Origin of the sequence: Paenibacillus sp. MZ03-122A, assembly GCF_024213325.1 — a bacterium.
GTDB lineage: Bacteria > Bacillota > Bacilli > Paenibacillales > Paenibacillaceae > Paenibacillus > Paenibacillus polymyxa_B.
Window position 1 is genome coordinate 1 of sequence record NZ_JANAVI010000016.1, and the last position, 17,216, is coordinate 17,216.

Annotated in this window: 13 protein-coding genes, 1 pseudogene and 1 riboswitch; of the genes and pseudogenes, 9 read left to right on the plus strand and 5 right to left on the minus strand. The window is 40.7% G+C overall.

Annotated features, from left to right (window positions below):
• Positions 1 to 562: 562 nt before the first annotated feature.
• Both NLX74_RS22415 and NLX74_RS22420 read right to left on the minus strand, forming a co-directional pair.
• Entirely contained in the window at positions 563 to 1,477 is a 915-nt protein-coding gene (locus NLX74_RS22415; protein ID WP_254330322.1) for a dihydrodipicolinate synthase family protein, read from the minus strand.
• Positions 1,478 to 1,686: 209 nt separating this feature from the next.
• On the minus strand, positions 1,687 to 2,331 hold the full coding sequence (locus NLX74_RS22420; protein ID WP_254330324.1) for a YczE/YyaS/YitT family protein: 645 nt from the start codon (positions 2,329 to 2,331) through the stop codon (positions 1,687 to 1,689).
• 114 nt (positions 2,332 to 2,445) lie between these two features.
• On the opposite strand from NLX74_RS22420, the gene NLX74_RS22425 reads away from it, so the two are divergent.
• The 4 genes from NLX74_RS22425 (at position 2,446) to NLX74_RS22440 (ending at position 4,376) form a co-directional block, all read left to right on the plus strand.
• Positions 2,446 to 2,898 (plus strand): MarR family winged helix-turn-helix transcriptional regulator, encoded by a 453-nt coding sequence (locus NLX74_RS22425; RefSeq protein WP_254330326.1) that lies wholly within the window; start codon positions 2,446 to 2,448, stop codon positions 2,896 to 2,898.
• Positions 2,899 to 2,923: 25 nt separating this feature from the next.
• On the plus strand, positions 2,924 to 3,442 hold the full coding sequence (gene paiA / locus NLX74_RS22430) for a spermidine/spermine N(1)-acetyltransferase (RefSeq protein WP_235309834.1): 519 nt from the start codon (positions 2,924 to 2,926) through the stop codon (positions 3,440 to 3,442).
• A gap of 82 nt (positions 3,443 to 3,524) precedes the next feature.
• Positions 3,525 to 3,623, plus strand: a riboswitch (guanidine-I (ykkC/yxkD leader).
• A 92-nt stretch (positions 3,624 to 3,715) separates the two neighbouring features.
• Complete coding sequence (locus tag NLX74_RS22435; RefSeq protein WP_254330333.1) at positions 3,716 to 4,099, plus strand: DMT family transporter; 384 nt, start codon at positions 3,716 to 3,718, stop codon at positions 4,097 to 4,099.
• Positions 4,062 to 4,376, plus strand: a complete 315-nt coding sequence (locus tag NLX74_RS22440) for a DMT family transporter (protein WP_023988641.1) — start codon at positions 4,062 to 4,064, stop codon at positions 4,374 to 4,376. Before NLX74_RS22435 ends, NLX74_RS22440 begins: the two co-directional genes overlap by 38 nt.
• 29 nt (positions 4,377 to 4,405) lie before the next feature.
• Here the strand turns inward: NLX74_RS22440 and NLX74_RS25915 are convergent, their stop codons facing one another.
• A complete protein-coding gene (locus NLX74_RS25915) occupies positions 4,406 to 5,959 on the minus strand; it encodes a PucR family transcriptional regulator (RefSeq protein WP_254330340.1) in 1,554 nt (517 codons plus the stop codon).
• A gap of 311 nt (positions 5,960 to 6,270) precedes the next feature.
• Between NLX74_RS25915 and NLX74_RS22450 the strand changes: the two genes are divergently transcribed.
• Positions 6,271 to 7,236 carry a flavodoxin family protein gene (locus NLX74_RS22450; protein WP_254330341.1) on the plus strand — a complete coding sequence of 322 codons (966 nt, stop codon included), beginning with the start codon at positions 6,271 to 6,273 and terminating at the stop codon, positions 7,234 to 7,236.
• 300 nt (positions 7,237 to 7,536) lie between these two features.
• Here the strand turns inward: NLX74_RS22450 and NLX74_RS22460 are convergent.
• Positions 7,537 to 8,135, minus strand: a pseudogene (locus NLX74_RS22460) (LysR family transcriptional regulator); the annotation flags it as partial.
• A 137-nt stretch (positions 8,136 to 8,272) separates the two neighbouring features.
• On the opposite strand from NLX74_RS22460, the gene NLX74_RS22465 reads away from it, so the two are divergent.
• A complete protein-coding gene (locus NLX74_RS22465; protein WP_254330343.1) occupies positions 8,273 to 9,076 on the plus strand; it encodes an epoxide hydrolase family protein in 804 nt (267 codons plus the stop codon).
• A 307-nt stretch (positions 9,077 to 9,383) separates the two neighbouring features.
• Here the strand turns inward: NLX74_RS22465 and NLX74_RS22470 are convergent, their stop codons facing one another.
• On the minus strand, positions 9,384 to 12,233 hold the full coding sequence (locus NLX74_RS22470; protein WP_254330349.1) for an alpha-amylase family glycosyl hydrolase: 2,850 nt from the start codon (positions 12,231 to 12,233) through the stop codon (positions 9,384 to 9,386).
• Between the two features lie 1,087 nt (positions 12,234 to 13,320).
• Between NLX74_RS22470 and NLX74_RS22475 the strand changes: the two genes are divergently transcribed.
• The 3 genes from NLX74_RS22475 (at position 13,321) to NLX74_RS22485 (ending at position 17,208) form a co-directional block, all read left to right on the plus strand.
• A complete protein-coding gene (locus NLX74_RS22475; protein ID WP_250261338.1) occupies positions 13,321 to 13,470 on the plus strand; it encodes a hypothetical protein in 150 nt (49 codons plus the stop codon).
• Positions 13,471 to 14,092: 622 nt separating this feature from the next.
• A complete protein-coding gene (locus tag NLX74_RS22480) occupies positions 14,093 to 15,799 on the plus strand; it encodes a sensor histidine kinase (RefSeq protein ID WP_254330351.1) in 1,707 nt (568 codons plus the stop codon).
• A gap of 2 nt (positions 15,800 to 15,801) precedes the next feature.
• Entirely contained in the window at positions 15,802 to 17,208 is a 1,407-nt protein-coding gene (locus NLX74_RS22485) for a response regulator transcription factor (protein ID WP_254330353.1), read from the plus strand.
• Positions 17,209 to 17,216 lie beyond the last annotated feature (8 nt).

A 17,216-nucleotide genomic window follows, 5' to 3' on the forward strand; every position in this document is an offset into this window, starting at 1 on the left:
CCGGTAGATTACAGGCGACTGGCTGCTTAAACTTGAAAGGTGTTTTGATCCCTGTCTCACAAACGGGGGTCAGTCCCCAATAAACGCAGGTCTTCTTTATTTACAATTGCTGGTTGAATTCATATGCAGTTTAAACATCAATTTGTTTAAAACATCATTTTAATTACGATAACTCCAATCAATGCTAGAGTTAAACGGAATATCTCTTGACGACATAGGCAAAATAGATACTCCGTAAAGTAAAGCTTGTTTCGAGGAAAGGTCTGTGAAGCTATGAAACAAGATGGCCAGCACGCTCCATTGCTAGGCTCGGTAATGTCCTACTTGCAGATCTCGCTTGTATCTAACGACGATAAGCGAGAAGGATAATGATGCAGAATTCGACTAGCTGCACTAAAAGTAAGTGTCTCTTCCCAAAGCAAAGTAGCTAGCAGGACAACAAGCACAGGCGTTAGTCCCGAAAAAAATGCTATGATTGAAGCTCACATCTGTTGTTCCTCCAACACTCATAACGAAAAATTTTACTGCAAACGTGCTTAGTAGTCTCCCCTTCGAAAAGGTATTAGCCGAATGGTGAATAGAATGTTTCTGTGGACTGAAGATCCTTTATTATGAATTTCAAGTGTTCTCTAGCTGATTGATTCAATGGTTGTAAGGGCAAAGGAAGACTGGGACTTGAGATCAAGCCACTTATTTCTGCTGCTGCTGAAACAACACGAAGGCTACCATATTGATGAAATAACGTCCAAATAGGTTCAAGTAGCGCCGAGAGTCGCTCCGCTTCATCAGCAAAACCGTCCTGGGCCAAACGGGTCATTTTTAGGCACGCCTTTGGAAACAAACCACCGAGAACCGAGTACCATGCTTCACAGCCTGCATTCAAGCCAGTGACTGCAAATGAATCTCCACTTACTCCTATAGTTACATGGGGAGGAATGGTCGTGCGTAGTTTTCTAATGTGTGCCTTGGCTGCTTCAGGATCAGAAGGTACTCCAGGAATCTTGATAGAACGAACGTTAGGTAGCTCAGCAATCCGACCGTGCAACTCATCACTAAAATGGAAATGCGAGGTACTCGGATTATCATATACACAAAGTGAAATGGAGAGTGAATTGGTCACCTGTTCATAGAGTAAAAATACTTCTTCATTCGTTAGTGTTTGATAGGAGACAGGGGCAAGCAACACTGCGCTTGCTCCTGCTCTTTGTGCATCTTCCGCTAATCGAAGTACTTCAGAAGCACGAATCGCACTTATACTTGTCATCACGGGAATCCCCTCAGCTGAACGGACAGCAAGTCGAAGCACACGTAAACGTTCTTCTCGATTAAAATATGCATAATTTCCAGTTGAACCCAATGCACCAATTGAGTCTACACCAGCTGCAACTAATCGTTGAATCAGTGTCACAAATGCTTTTTCGTCAATACCTGTCTCGTCAACGGGGGTGAGTGGAAAAGCAGATAATCCACAGAACATAAAGCTACACTCCTTTATTAATTGACCTTCAAAATACAAACACATTATAAAAATGAATTAGACACAATTAAAGTACCAATGGAGTGACAAATAACAGTACCAATTCTTCTAGACAAACTTAAGTACAAAGTACATTTCTGTATCGAAATCAACGTTATGATATTACATATTTTAACAGATCAGGTTAGTCGAGAAAGATAAAAAGCATTCTATATAGTATTCTTTTTATCTTTCTCATGAATTAGTGATGTATGAGAGTGTGTTAATATGCGGTCAAGTACTTTTTTAGTAAGTGGCATAAAGTAATTGAGTATTAGCCCCCCTAAACAAACGGTTAACAAAGTTCCAATGCCAATGGGTCCATTTAAAATGACTGCTATGATCAAGAATATAAGGTAGATGAATGTTCTCGAAAAAAATAGATTTGTTCTAGTAAATTCTTGTATGATCAATGTTAATCGGTCAACTGGAATTGGTGCAAAATTTGTCTGTAAATATGTTGCAGTTCCTAATCCTACAACGACTAAACCAATTCCAAAACAAACAACTTTGCTGTACCATAGTTCAGGTGTTATCAAATTGTGTAATAATAAAAGCCACATATCTATTCCAATACCCGTTATAAATGCCGTCAACAACCCCAAAACTTCTGGTCTTTGTCTTTTTAAAAGCGAATTACAACATATCAATATTATAGCTATTATGATTTCCCAACTTCCCACAGTAAGCCCCACATTTATGGACAGTCCTACCAGAAGTGCATCAAAAGGTGAAGTCCCAAGGTCTGATTGTATAGTGAACGAAATTCCAAGGGATAATATAAAAATTCCTAATACGAAAAAAACATATCTCACTTTACTCGACCTCTTTAACATAATTTTATGTTGCAAATGCAATAAAAATAAGGTAAATTCAATATATATCATTTTTATTGCATTTGCAATAAAATAGGTGCGAAGGAGTTAACTATGAAGGAAGTACTTCGTGAAATTGGAATGATCGCAAGGGCATTAGATTCTATAAGTAATATAGAATTTAAAGAATATGACCTTACAAAAGGGCAGTATTTGTACCTTGTGCGAATATGTGAAAACCCAGGAATCATTCAAGAAAAGTTAGCTGAGATGATAAAAGTAGATCGAACAACTGCATCTCGTGCTATAAAAAAACTTGTAACTAATGGCTTTATTGAAAAGAAAGAAGATAACCATAACCAAAAAATTAAAAAACTCTTTCCAACAGATAAAGGGAACAATGTTTATCCTTTTATAAAAAGAGAAAATGATTATTCCAATAACGTTGCATTAGAGGGATTTTCGGAAAGAGAAGTAGAAACCATTTTCAATCTTCTTCAAAGAGTGAGAGAAAATATAGGGGAAGACTGGGAATTTGTAAAAAAGGGGAACAAGAGAAATTATTGATTTACATGAAGGAGCGATACATTAAGTGAATGTAAAAATAATAAAGTGCAAACGTGAAGATTTACAAATACTCCAAGAAATAAGTATTGAAACATTCAACGATACTTTTAAAGATCAGAATTCACCTGAAAATATGAAAGCCTATCTGGAAAGAGCATTTAATTTTCAGCAGTTGGAGGATGAATTGTCCAACGTCTCTTCAGAAATCTTTTTCATCTATTTTAATGAAGAACTTGCTGGATATTTAAAGGTAAATATGAATGACGCCCAATCTGAAAAAATGGGTGATGAGTCGCTCGAAATTGAGAGGATTTATATAAAAAACAAATCCCAAAAACATGGGCTTGGTAAATATCTGCTAAATAAAGCTATGGAAATTGCAATGGAGCATAATAAAAAGAAAATCTGGCTCGGCGTATGGGAAAAAAATGAAAACGCCATTGCTTTTTATAAGAAAATGGGGTTTGTTCAAACTGGCGCACACTCCTTTTATATGGGTGATGAAGAACAAATTGATTTCATAATGACCAAAACAATGATATAAGTTTAGGATGATATAAGAATTCTTATTATTTTATATTGTAATTTATTCACTAATGTGTATAATGTTAACTATAATTGAATTCGAAAATGTTTTCTAGGGTTCCGCGATGTAATATCGGCTGGTCCGAGAGAAAACTCACAGTCGTCGTACTGTGCCACGGAGGGATAAAAGCCTGGGAGAAAAACTGCTGTATGCAGTATTCTCTCAGGTTTTTTATTGCTGCTATAAATCCATACTACATTTGCAGCATTATCAAAAAGGAGGAAGCACAAAATGAACAAGACATGGTTATCTGTTGTAGTTGCGGCATTATTCGAAGTTGGATGGGTCATTGGCCTGAAACATGCCAGCGGCTGGTTAGAGTGGGGAGGCACTTTAGTTGCCATTTTAGTAAGTTTCATACTCATGATTATGGCTTCCCGTACGCTTCCGGTAGGTACGGTGTATGCAGTATTTGTCGGGTTAGGAACGGCCGGCACTGTATTAGCTGAAATTTCGTTGTTTGGTGCTGAGGTACAGGGATCTAAATTGTTGCTAATTGGGGTGCTTCTGCTCGGAGTTGTAGGGCTCAAAATACAGAGCAAAGAGAAGAGAACAAGGAAAAGAGGTGGACTGACGCATGAACTGGGTATTTCTAATTTTGGCAGGCGTATTTGAGATGATGGGAGTTCTCATGATTAATAAGCTCCATAAAGATCGGAATTTCCTGTCTGCTTTTTACCTGCTTGCAGGCTTTGGATTGAGCTTCTTGTTTCTATCCCTGGCCATGGAAACACTACCAATGGGAACGGCCTACGCTGTCTGGACCGGTATTGGAGCTTCTGGCGGAGCCATATTGGGCATGATCTTTTACAGTGAACCGCGTAATACCGCGAGAATTCTGTTCATCGCGATGGTACTCGGTTCAGCAGTTGGCCTAAAGCTGGTAAGCTGAATAATGATGGAATTGGAAAAATTAAACGCTTACCCTTCTATACTCTGATCTTTAGGATCGTCGCGTTGTGTTTTCAGTTTTAGAAAATGAAGAGTCAATTGAAGTTTCAGGCGAATATCACCATCGCTTAGATCAATCTCAAAAAGCTCACGTATCCTGTTGATTCGATAGAACAAAGTATTTCTATGAATAAAAAGTGTTTTAGCAGCAATATTTGGAGTGTCCACATATTGTAGATAGGCTTCAAGGGTAGGCAGCAAACTTGTTTTGTGGGCATTGTCATAAACAATTAACTTTTGGATAACCGGATGGCAGAAGTCAGCGAGATCGTTCTGTTCCGATATGATCTTTCCAATATGCTCGCAGAGATAGTCCTCATACATATACACTGGTTTGTTAGAATTAAGTTGGAAACCAATCTCGATGGCAGTTAGGCATTGCTTATAATATTTTCGCAAAAAAGTTAAATGACTAAAGCAGTCACTCAGCGAAGCAGTTAGTCCGTTTACTTGGAGAAATTCCAGAATTCGTTTGTCTTCAGCAATGATTTTACAGGATGAATCAACAAGGGAAATGAGAAATACAATACGTCCCTGATATACGATCCAACGGCTATCCGGCAGTAATTGGATAATATGCTGTGCAACCAGCTGAACTTTCCCGTCAAAAAAGCCGTTCTTCAAGTCTGTCAAGGTCATCACTCTCAGGTAAGGTGTAAGCGTCCATTCCAGATGAGTCAGTCGCATTGCGATAATATTAGCATCATTAAGCTCGCCTGTAAGCAGTTCGGAAAGCAAAAAACTATGCATTATTCCTGGATTGCAATTATAAAAGTTGTTCTTTTGCAATTCTACCGAAACCAGCTCACAAAGAAATTGTACGAGTTCAAAATCAATATCTGTAAATTTGCGATCCAGCTCCATAACACTGACCTGTGCGAATTCTATACCATGTACATACACAAAAGCTGTTATCCAACAGTCGTTGGTCTCGGGATCACGTGAATAATAAGGAATAAGAGCCATACGGGTCAGTTCGTACAGATTGGATTTCTTCATGCTCTCAATATTACTGTCAAGAATATATCCCAAATTTCGCTGCTGTTCGATATCAGGTCGGCTGGGGATAGGGGCTTGACACATAGCGAGTAACTTATAGCCTGCGTCGACAATGATTACCGGATTACCAAAGAGGCGGGAGGCCTCGTTTGTCAAGTATTGCAAACCTTTGTTTGAGTAAAGTGCAGAAATTAGAGTGTGCATATGCTCAATGAGCCGATTCTCATGAGCAAGTATAGATGAAATCTTTCCCGAAAGATCCAGCAGATCCAGTTCATTTGGCAGAAGGGTAAGACAAGTATAAGATTCAACAAGTGCATCGCAATCCTGAATGCAGAAAAGAGGGGTGTCAGTAGGAAAGTCCTTTGGCAAATCCGAAAGCTTGCCTATATAAGCGGTATTAGCCTGGAAAATGGAACTCAACCGTAGGATAGTAAATTCACTGATTTCTTTTGTTTGCATGGCCTCTTCGGGCAAGGAAAGATAACAGTCGCTAAGTTTTCTGATTATTTTTTGAATTTTCACGAGAGCAGCCTCCAAAAACTTTTTAATCCTTGTGCAATATTACAAAATATTGTCACTATATCGGACTATATTTAAATTCCAGCACATGGGATATAACGTTTTTATTATATATACTGAATTTATTACACGCTGCACTAAATAACACTTTCATCAAAAAATGAGTAATATTGTTTAAAATGAAGACTCTGCGAAGGGATGGTTTTGGAATTACGTGAGGAAATTTATGCGAAATCAGTGGGAAAAGCTGAAACTCTCGCATGTGTTTGCTTCAGAATCTATGCCTAACAACTATAAACTGCAGGAGGACATTAATGAAAATTTTAGGGATCAGTTGCGGTAGAAGAATGAGTAATTCAGAAATCCTTGTCAAGGAAGCTCTGATGGGTGCTGAAGAGATAGGTGCTGAGGTAGAGCTTATACGTCTTTATGACCTGCAAATTAAACCTTGCACTGGTTGTAATGCTTGTGTAGTGAGTTTGCTTGAAAAGTGTGGCTCAGGAGATTGTGTGATAAAGAACGATGATTTTGGATTTATTGAAGAAAAAATAATGGAATGCGACGGGCTAATTTTGAGCTCAGCCATTTATGAGAAGAGTCCGAGTGGACTGTTGAAGACTTTGAATGACCGGATGGGCCCCTCCCATGACATTGCCTTCCGAATGATTGCCAAGAAGCAACGCGAAGAAAGAGGAATAACTACTGGTAAAGGCCCAGATGAAAGAAGCTTTAAACCAAGAGTGGCTTCTCTTATAGCTGTAGGGGGGAGTGAGTGGGACACACTTGCACTGCCCATGCTCCATCTTTTCACGCTGCCGATGCAAATCAATGTTGTAGACAAAATGCTAGTCAATTGGGTTGGTTTGCCCGGATCAGTAGTCTTTAAGGAAAATGAATTGAACAGAGCTAGGCAATCTGGTCGTCATGTGGCTGAAACACTAATGAATCCGACTACGGAAGCGAAATATATTGGCGAATCTGGTTTATGTCCAATCTGTCATTCCAAACTCGTTGAAATCAGGAATCATGATGATAATTATCCGGCAATATGCGGAATTTGCGGTGTAAAGGGCACTTTGGAGGTTGAACAAGGCAAAGTTAAATTCAATGTTGCGGAGGAAGATAGAGCGCATTCGCATGTTCTAATCTCCGGGAAATTCGAGCACGCGGATGAATTATATAAAGTTTCATTAAAACCTAATTCCAAGGCTGGCGAGTTGCCTGAAAGATTAAAAAAATACAAAAACTATTTATCTTGTTCCAGACCTGCTCGTAATTGATATTCCTGATAAAGTGCTTATTCTTTTATTGAAAAGCTGAGAGCGAATTTGGTTGGTAAGATGCTTGCTGAAGCGGGTATGGTTGGAGCTGGTCTAAACGGGGTCAGTTTTTCATCTTACAGCTCGGAATAGAAGGGGGCTGCCGTTAAGGCCCCTGTTCGTATTTGTGATCTGAACACGCATGTCCGTGATACTTCACCGGTAGTGCGTCCTTATGTCGTGGCGTATTTCATGAAGCACTGGCATAGACCGTTAACGTCAAAAGTTTTAATTGATAAAATTCTAACGAAATGTGATTCCGGTTTGTTTAATCGCCTCTATACTCCATAACTCCATGGTTTGAAATGGATGAATATCATGCTTTACAAGATATCTTTCAAACATGGTCCGATAACTACAACCTTCTTCATTCGTTATAAAAAATGGTTGGTGTTCTCTCGCTTATACCGGATGTATTTCCGGGTAAACCATCAAAGCCACATCTACACGTCCACTGATTAAGTCAACCTGGTTTTGTTCACATGTACCGTTGGCAAGAATGAATTTGACATGAGGATATTTCAAAGAGAATTCCCTTATAATCGGACTTAATCTAGAAATCGTTAAAGACTCTGGTGCAGCCACCTTAACAACACCTTTAACTTCCTGGTTGCTTCGTATATTTCTAATCTGGTCATGAGTAGCCAGTAGATCTTCTGCCAGAGGTATTAATTCTCTCCCTAATGGAGTAAGTTTCAAATGCCTTCTTACGTAAGTGAAAAGCTCCCCGCCAATCTCTTCTTCAAGCGACTGTATGTGGGCAGTGATCGTGGACTGAGTGTATCCCAATTGCGATGCAGCCCCTGTATAACTTCCGATTTCGATATCGTCTGAAATGTAATAAGGTGTCTAATTTTTATCGGTGTTCTCCTTAGGTTTAATTTCTATCGATAAAAATGATAATGATTTTGAATATTTCAATTTTATTAATGAACAGATCCATCATACAATAGAACCCTTCTGATCGTAAATTAATCTACAAGGGAGGAAACAATGAATGGAACCGTTCAAAATTTCAATTTCAGAGCAACAATTGCACGATCTATCTATCAGACTAAAACAGGTTCGATGGCCTTCAAGTTTCTCTATAGAACCATGGGCTCTGGGGACAGACTATTCCTTTTTGAAGAGATTAGTTGATTATTGGGGCACGGAATACAACTGGCGTGAACAGGAAGCATGGTTAAACCGTTTCCCGCAGTTTATGGAACATGTGGATGGCTTCGATATACACTTTGTGCACGTCCGGGGTGAAGGGACATCCGAACGACCACTGTTGTTGACTCATAGATGGCCAGGATCATTTGTAGAGATGTTAGAACTAATCCCTTATCTAACAACTCCGTCGCTATATGGTGGACATGCTGAAGAGGCATTTGACGTGATTATTCCCTCTTTGCCAGGCTTTGCATTTTCGAGTACACCATCTGTTAGCGAAGAAGAGCTAGCTTACTTTGACATCGTAGCTGAGTGGTTGGACCGAGAAGGTGCTTATAGCGCCCTTCATAGAACGAAGCCGGAAACACTGGTTTTTGCACTAAGCGATTCCCCAGCCGGTCTTGCCGGCTGGATCGTAGAAAAATTTCAAGGTTGGAGTGACTGTGACGGAGATATGGAAAGGTCTTTTTCACTCGATCATATCCTCACCAACATATCGATTTATTGGTTTACCAATTCGATTGCTTCTTCCATACGAATATATACTGAAGGTACCCAAATGCCACTGCATTTCGCCGCTATGGAAAATCCTAAATTGTTTGCCGAACATCTAAATCATTTTTTTCATTCATTAAGCATCTGATAGTCTCTATCCTTGAGAGGGATATGAACCACCAGTACAACTGGTTACCGTCTTCAAAATGCAACTCTTCAGGTGCTTCCAGAGAGCAGGGTAGAAGCGATAACCCGTTAATACTTGTTGGTTGTTGGTCATTAAATATACGGAGGAATGTACACACATAGAAGCTATCGTTGGTGCATCTTGTTGTTTAGAAATTTAGTCCAGAGCAATATCCGACTCTCTCTTGGATCTACTTTTTAATGAAGCAACCTTAGCACGGTGCAATACCGAACTGAGGTTGCTTCAGTTAACTAAGACATACTGCCGTTTACTTCAGATAGGTTCCCGTTTCTCCAATTCCACCTCTGCCATTCAATACATATACTCTTGCATTTCCTTTGCCGGAGCATGTCAGGGTAATCTTGCCATCAGTAACGGTTTTGGAATCACCGGTCACCGCATCCACATAGGTTCCGTTCGGAATTCCGGTAAACGTGGCGTTTCCTGAAATCGTGACCAATGCAAAGCTGTCAATGCCTTTGGCACTATCGGTATATCTTCTCTTAAACGCCAGATTGCCCGATACATTCTCTGTGGAATACTGGCCTTTTTGCAAGGCGGGTACAGCTCTTCTGATTAAATTAAGCTGTCTGATATGTTTCGCCAGAGGATGATTGAGCGATTCCGCAAGCGTGCCAGTAGCATTTGTGTATTTGCCGTAATCTTGTACTGTAACATTGCCTTCCATGTGATCGCCGAAATATGCCCGTCCTGTTTTGCTTAGCGGTGCGTTTGGACCTGTATCAATGGTTGCCCCTTTTTGAAACTCGATTTCGGAGCCATAGAAGATAGCGGGTATTCCGCGGAAGGTGAACATCAGATCGAGATTCTCGGCCCAAGTGTCCTGTGTGCCCGCAAATCTTTGATTTTCCGGAGCCTGGTCGGGCGCATAGTCATGCGAGTCGACATAGGTTACATTCCAGGTAGCATCATTATAGTATTGATCGCCACCTTTCATACTGAATGCTTCCTGTGCAGTCTTGAATGCCCAATGCATTGGAAAATCAATCACATCCATGCCCGATTTCATCGAATAGTCAGGCGTATGATAGGTATTTCCGTTTAAGAAAGCATTGTTCGAGGTTGGCTGTCCTGCTGTAGTAGAGTTGTCCGCCCACTCTTGTTCAACTGACGCTTTATTGGAGGCGTAGTCATTCTTTCCATCGCCCGGATACGATTTTGAGCTTTTCCAAGTATAGAATGGCGTCGAGATCGCTGGAATTCCACTGTTCCAGACATCTCTGTAACGAGTGGCTACTTCTCCAAAAATATAGAAATCCGAGCCGCCTCTTGTCTTCCAGGCAGGAATATAGTATTTATTGAAAATATACCGGCTTACATGCTTCACCGTATCGACACGGAAAGCGTCAACACCCATGTCTATATAGTGATTGTAGGTATCAATTAAATATTTGTTAACTGCAGGGTTTTCCGTGTTCAAATCCACGCAATCGCCCGCTATCTGACCGGTTTGAACAGTATAGGATTCCCAGGAGAGACTTTTCTCTGTATGGTAAATGTTATTGTTCGTCCCCTCTGACTTCATTAAAGCGAGCCTTGCCTGATACTGCTGATCGGGTGTCATGGAATCATAGTTTGGCGGCAACTTATCCGTAGTCTTCACCAAGTTGTTAGCGGTATCGGGATTAGCTGGATCTTTCTTGAACATGGGATACAGATTCTCTTCACCGAAATTACCCGTATGATTGACGACGATGTCCTGAATAACCTTCAGCCCTTTGGCATGGGCCGCATTAATCAAATCCTGGTAAGAAGCTCCCGCCGATTCATACCGTGGGTCTACTTTGGCAAAATTTAAAGCATGGTAACCATGGTAATCATAACCGCTGGCATTTTGCACAACAGGTGTAATCCAGATGGCGCTGAATCCGAGGGCTTTGATATAATCGAGCTTTTGAATCAACCCCTTAAAGTCCCCTCTCCAAGCTGGGTCCGAATCTGGATTGCGCGCCTTTCCATCATCCCATGCGTGCACGTTATTGCTCGAATCACCGTCATAGAACCGGGAAGTAATCACGAAGTAAATAGTATCTTCCCGAAAATCCCCCTTAGTTCCAATATTATAAACAAAGCTCTGTTTGGTTTGATTACCAGCACCGTCTATAACGAGAAATTTTAATGTCGTGGTCTTGGAGATAAGAATAGACGGTCCAGTCAATCCGGCCAGCGCGTTGCCGAGGATATAGACTTTTGAGCTTGTGGTTGGTTCTGTACCATCCTCCGTATAGTATGCCTTGGTCGTTGCCGCCTTGTTATCTTTCAGGTTAAAGGATACAGTCACTGAGGAATCGGAATGCCCTGCAGGCAAATTCGCTGTGATTGTCGGAGCTTGCAGATCTGCATTCAGGTCAATCACATAAGCGAAAGAGGATGCATTTCCAGTTTGACCGATTGAATTAACACCGAAGGCCTTAATGGTCAAAGAGGACGCAACTTGGATTGGAGAAGTATACAAGATCGAGGATGTCGTAGGTGTCGAACCATCTATCGTATAGTAAATCTTATCGTCACTGTTGGTGCTGGAAAGCGTCACCGTTTGGGACGAATCATAAGTTTTGGGTACAGGAGAGGCGGAAATCGCCGGCATTTTAGGCATTTCCGGGCTGGTATCATACCATGTGTTATCTGTGTAATACCAGCCCTCTTTCACACTGCGGGACAAGTCGGCCGTCTGTTTGCCGCTACTGTCATTGAAGATGAGACTTGAGCCTGTCGCCTCGGCAATGGTGTAGCTGTACCAGTCGTTTCCATCCGGCTTCATCAGGATTCCCGGCCACGCCCCGCTTATCGGAACGGTTGTCGGATTCAGATTCCAGTAATGGATTCGAATCGCTGAATTCCAGCTTGAAGGTTTCTTAAAGTGAACCGTTAACCCAGTTTGAGTTGATTTAGGTGTTGTGGTAGGTGCATACGTTGCGGTTACGGTAGACGTGATAGAAGCGGTTGTCGATGGAAGGGCAGTTGCTGTGGAATTCGTGTAGGTGGATGTATAATCGGTGTTACTGGCCGAAGCTACGCCGGATAAACCGAAGAAGTTGAAGCAAAGTGATAAAATAATTAACCAAGAAATAAAACTCCCAGTTTTTTTCCTTAGCAAGTTAACAACCTCCTGATAATATTTAGTGGGGGAGATAATGCAATCGGTTGCATTAAAAGTAAAAAAAGAAAGACATTTATTTTGATAAAATGGATTCATTGATCGCCTCCTCCACGGTATATATGGAAAATAATCATTGTACGCGCTTACAAAAGAAACTATGAGAAAAGCCCATTAACACAGGGCTTTATATCAATGATTTTTTCCTTTTATGATTATATCATCCATACTTTTACTGGTCAATGCATTGCTAGGGACATATTTTTAAGGTTTTAAAGGTTTATATTTTAGTACAAAAAAAGGGGATGATTCCTTCAATATAATAGCATAGCGAGAACTTATTCCACATATTCGAAGAGTTTTTGCAAGAAGCTAGTCAGGGAATGGCTAAAAACAGTGAAAAGATGGATTTTCAGAGAAAAGCGTATGTTTAAACGAAGAATGTGGAGTGAACGGATCAAGGAGCAGATGGGGAAGCCGTTAGAAATTTATCTTTAATATAAGCATTGACAAATTGTTAAATAAATAAAACCATGTCTCTGAGTATAGTTATATGCAAACGATTGCCTCGTTGAAAACGTATACATATTGTTTTTTTTACCCTCTTTTATTTACTCCTAATCTCTCAAGAGAGGTTGGCTGTAAAATAAAATCAAGTTTAGTATGAGGAGGAAGGCAAGCCCCATCTTGAGACGTATCTGGAGTATCGTTCTCTTGCTTCTTTAAGGATGTTATTACATAAGATCGGATCTTAATGCAATCTTAATGCTGTAGGCAAATTCGTAATACGGTACTGATTTTGCTTAACGGTACTGATTTTGCTTATATGATATACTAAGGATTGAGAGAGAATATAACAGCGGGTGGGCACAGGATGACATTATGGCAACGCTGAGAAAAAATAGAAAAACATCATCTCAAACAAAGTTTATTCAAACACATATCGGAGTTGGTTACCGTATGCTTCAGGTTGGAGATGATGGCTAGGTAACAATACCATTATGTAATTAGAGATCATGCTCTTATGGAGCATGGTCTCTTTATTTTTCATCTGCCATCTAAATCTTAAGATGATCTTTATACCTATATGAAAACTCTAATCCTATATGAGTTGGACGAAAACCAGGTTGAAGAGACAATGCTTTTGGCACTTCCTCATCGGAACGATACCGATGGTGGATATCTTGCCTTTATCAAGGCTGTAAATCGGGTGCTGGGACAAGAGGTTTACAGCTAACCTCAGAAAGAAGGAAAAATATGAATCGTCAGGCCGCGTTACTGGTGTTTGCTCCCAATCTGGCCGGAGAACAATTTTATTGAAATCGATATTAAGGAAAAACAATTGCCGACAAAGGAGTTCAGCAAGTATATATATTTGAAGAACAACGGAGGGAGCCTTTTTTTGTATGCAGAAAATCTAAGTAGAATGACAGACACTGGCAAAACAAGAACAGGTAGAGCGGAAAACAGAAGAAAACACGTAAAGACAAGAAAAAAACTTAGTTGGGATTTTGAACGATGTCGCTTCTTTTTTTGGTTCGTGATGAACGGAAGGACTACAATAAGCAATTAAACACGACAAATCGATGTCTGCAAAGAGGAAGAGAGAATAAGTTCTATGAATTCCATGAAAGCGTTTGACATATTTGAATATCAATCTATAATTATGAACAGAATTGGACCTCACAGAGATGGAAGTATCCTGATTTTTCCAATATGAAACGGATTGAGATGTCACCAATTTTCAAATAGGTCGCTGCCTATGAGGAATACGATAATTGATAGAGCTGTTGTTCATAAACAGCAAGCTCCATAACCAGGGGCTTGCTGTTTCATTTACCTAAGGAGAATGGATCGGAATGACACTTAAAAAAAGAATCTTTCTATTGTTTTTTCTCAGTGCATTTATCCCCTTTATTAGTATATTTGTAATTTCTTACTATACCATTGATTCCATTTTTGCGAATAAAATCAATGATGGAATTCGGAGCAATCTACAGCAGGTAACTTCATCACTGGAGAATTCAATTAACAACCTGAATCATGTCACTCAGCAATTGTCATATAGCGGTACATTAGGCAAGAAACTGGATGAAGTCTTGAAGCCTTCCTCCAATATATTTGAATTGATTGAGGCTAGAGATGAATTAAAGAATGAGTTAAATGTTGTAACGTTTACTAATCCGAATATAGGTCTGACCTTATACTATTTCCAGAAAGAAGGCACTACACAGTTCGCTAACTTTCCCATCAAAGATCGTTTTTCCCCCGAGTCTTTGCCTGTGCTATTCAAATCATATGGCATTGCGTACTATGGTCCCCATATCAGTATGAACCGATTTGATGATCAGCTCGTTTTATCTGCTATGCGAAAGGTACAACTGCCTCAAAGGGACGATGTATATATTTACGTCGAATCCGGCTTTCGACTTACACAGGATATACTGGATTACAATCAATACAAAGGAGCTTTATCGCATTTGATCCTGAATGGTGAGGGCAACATTGTTTACAGTGAAATTCCAGAAACGATGAAGGTCGGGGAGAATTTCTCCAGCTTATCGAAAGGTACTGCAAAAGATGGAATATCCCGTGATTACCATTGGTTTAAGGAGGACACCTCTCAGAATTGGAGCGTCATATCGGTAATTTCGCAGGCTAAGTATCAACAGGAGAAAAACCAGTGGTTGCTTCAAATATTACTGGTCGCTTTATTTTTTTTCGGCTTTACCGTATTTCTTGCTTGGCTTCTGTGGAAGACCGTCTACAAACCACTGGGTCTGTTCCATTCGGAAATTAACGGAATGTCTCAGAATCCACAAAAGGCAGGCAGCCAGATCCGCACTCAAATTCCCGAGTTTGACTTTCTGCTGGGGGAATTCTCAAATATGCAGCATCAAATCGGCGACCTGTTCAAGGAAGTGCAACAGAAAGAAAAGATCCGTGCAGATTTGGAAGTGGAAAAATTGTTATATCAGATCAATCCTCACTTTCTGATGAATACGCTGGATACTGTGCACTGGCTGGCCGTTATGAACGGACAAGGGGAGATTGACAAGTTGGTGCAATCCTTGAACAAGCTGTTGTATTACAATTTGGGTAAATTAGGGCAAGTATCCACGATGGAGGAGGAAATTGATGCGCTAAGACAGTACCTAATCCTGCAACAAATTCGATATGACTTTGAATTTGACGTGCGTATTTCAGCGGATGATCAAGTGCTACAAATACCTGTGCCTCGTTTTATTCTGCAACCGTTGGTTGAAAATTCACTTTATCATGGACTGAGTGACGAAGGTTTTATTCAAATTGAAGTTACACTCGCCAAAACGCTGAATATTTTAATACAGGATAATGGAGCAGGTATGACTGAGGAAGCGATTCAAAGACTTCTGAACAATCGTATAGCTGAACATAAAAAAGTAGGGATGGGCATCGGACTCAATTATGTCCACCGCATGTTGAGGGCACAGTACGGAGATCAAGCACAACTGGTGATCGAAAGTGAATTGGGTACAGGGACAAGTATACTGCTCATACTTCCTATCAAAGGAGAAGATGTCTGAGGATGATTAAGGTGTTGATTGTGGATGACGATAAACTGGTACGAAAAGGAATAAGCTCCGCAATGCCGTGGAACGAGTTCAATATGGAGGTTGTAGGAGAAGCAAGTAACGGGTTGAAAGCACTGGATTTTCTGAAATCCCAACCGGTCGATCTGATGTTGACGGATCTCGCGATGCCGGTGATGTCAGGTATTGAACTGATGCGAGCTGCAAGACAGCTCTATCCAGAACTACATATTGTCGTATTAACACTGCATCAAGATTTCGATTATATCCAGGAAGCGCTCAGGCTGGGAGCCATCGATTATATAGCCAAAGTTCAGCTCGAGAAGGAGCAATTCGAACACGTGCTGCATCGAATACATACCCGGATTGACGAGCTGGCGAATACAAGACGAAAGCTGCCGCTGCTAAGTGAGACCAATGTCCTTTATCGCCATGTGTATGCACTTGTTTCACTGGATCGCAAGTCAGGACAGAACTGGCCGATTGAACTGACATCCAATGTAGATGAGATCCGTTGGGAGGTTGAACGGAACAGCTGGATGTGGACGGCACCCATGGACGTAGAGGATCAGCTGTTCCATAAACTGAAGGAATACCTGGATCAAGTTCCCCAAGGCGCCTTGCTGGTTCTGTCCGATGTACAAGAGCGAACATGGTCGCAAATCCAAAACTGGATTATGAACTATACAGAAACGTCCTTATTCTATGCATACAATCCTTGTGATCCTGTCATTTCCGTTTCGATGAATGTGGAGGACTCATTTCCAATAGAACCGCAGGATGAAGACATGGATCGTATTAAGCAAAGTTGGTTCCTATCACCATGGACCCACAACGACAGTTACTACAACCAACTGATTGAACAGTTCAAATCACTAAGACTGCATAAAGGCCAGCTGATGGGTTTGCTATACTCTATAGTTATGGAATGGAATCACCTTTTTGCTCAGACCACGCTGGGTAGAATCTCAATGATCCATTCTTTTCAATCCTGGTACGAGGTAGAAGATTGGATCAAGCAGACCTCTGTGGGCATTCGTAAGGCAGATGAACAGACTTCGTATTCACAAGAAATTGTAGACGCCGTGAAAAAAGCGATTATGATCATGCAAAATGATTTGGACCAAGCTTTTACAGCTTCAGGTCTGTCCCAACAACTGAACATCAGCCGAAGCTATTTCAGTCAATGCTTCAAGGATTTGATGGGGAAAACCTTTAATGAGTACTCCCGATTTATACGAATAGAGAAGTCTAAAGAGTATTTATTGAATACAACCAACACGATTTTCTGGATTGCGGAGCGAGTGGGTTATACGGATGAAAAATATTTCAGCCGAATTTTTCGCGAATTGACAGGTCTGCTGCCAAGCGAATATCGACAGCTCGGCAGAGGGGATAAATAGCGTATTCT